Here is a 1,537-nt window from a genome sequence, read left to right as displayed (position 1 = left end):
AAACTTTTAAATTGAGAGTTTGATCCTGGCTCAGGACGAACGCTGGCGGCGTGCCTAACACATGCAAGTCGAGCGAAGAGATCCCTTCGGGGATTGATTAGCGGCGGACGGGTGAGTAACACGTGGGTAACCTACCTCAAAGAGGGGGATAGCCTTCCGAAAGGAAGATTAATACCGCATAATACCGAGATTCGCATGAATTTCGGATGAAAGGAGTAATCCGCTTTGAGATGGACCCGCGGCGCATTAGCTAGTTGGTGGGGTAACGGCCTACCAAGGCAGCGATGCGTAGCCGACCTGAGAGGGTGATCGGCCACATTGGAACTGAGACACGGTCCAGACTCCTACGGGAGGCAGCAGTGGGGAATATTGCACAATGGGCGAAAGCCTGATGCAGCAACGCCGCGTGAGCGATGAAGGTCTTCGGATTGTAAAGCTCTGTCTTCTGGGACGATAATGACGGTACCAGAGGAGGAAGCCACGGCTAACTACGTGCCAGCAGCCGCGGTAATACGTAGGTGGCAAGCGTTGTCCGGATTTACTGGGCGTAAAGGGTGCGTAGGCGGATGTTTAAGTGAGATGTGAAATCCCCGGGCTTAACCTGGGGGCTGCATTTCAAACTGGATATCTAGAGTGCAGGAGAGGAGAATGGAATTCCTAGTGTAGCGGTGAAATGCGTAGAGATTAGGAAGAACACCAGTGGCGAAGGCGATTCTCTGGACTGTAACTGACGCTGAGGCACGAAAGCGTGGGTAGCAAACAGGATTAGATACCCTGGTAGTCCACGCCGTAAACGATGAGTACTAGGTGTAGGAGGTATCGACCCCTTCTGTGCCGCAGTTAACACAATAAGTACTCCGCCTGGGAAGTACGATCGCAAGATTAAAACTCAAAGGAATTGACGGGGGCCCGCACAAGCAGCGGAGCATGTGGTTTAATTCGAAGCAACGCGAAGAACCTTACCTGGACTTGACATCCCCTGCATAACCTAGAAATAGGCGAAGCCCTTCGGGGCAGGGTGACAGGTGGTGCATGGTTGTCGTCAGCTCGTGTCGTGAGATGTTAGGTTAAGTCCTGCAACGAGCGCAACCCCTATTGTTAGTTGCTAACATGTAAAGATGAGCACTCTAACGAGACTGCCGCGGTTAACGCGGAGGAAGGTGGGGATGACGTCAAATCATCATGCCCCTTATGTCCAGGGCGACACACGTGCTACAATGGGTAGAACAAAGAGAAGCAATACCGCGAGGTGGAGCAAAACTCAAAAACTACTCTCAGTTCGGATTGCAGGCTGAAACTCGCCTGCATGAAGTTGGAGTTGCTAGTAATCGCGAATCAGAATGTCGCGGTGAATACGTTCCCGGGCCTTGTACACACCGCCCGTCACACCATGAGAGCTGGCAACACCCGAAGTCCGTAGTCTAACGTAAGAGGACGCGGCCGAAGGTGGGGCTAGTAATTGGGGTGAAGTCGTAACAAGGTAGCCGTAGGAGAACCTGCGGCTGGATCACCTCCTTTCTAAGGAGAATTGAAACAG

General features: G+C 52.4%; 1 rRNA gene. It reads left to right on the top strand.

The annotated features are described in order from the left end of the window. Positions 1-7 precede the first annotated feature (7 nt). A 16S ribosomal RNA gene (locus H2684_RS12230) occupies positions 8-1,518 on the top strand. Positions 1,519-1,537 lie beyond the last annotated feature (19 nt).

This window comes from Clostridium sp. cel8 (assembly GCF_014050525.1).
Classification (GTDB): Bacteria; Bacillota; Clostridia; order Clostridiales; family Clostridiaceae; genus Clostridium_B.
The sequence above is the reverse complement of the archived record's forward strand: the minus strand, read 5'-3'. Positions and strand labels throughout refer to the sequence as shown.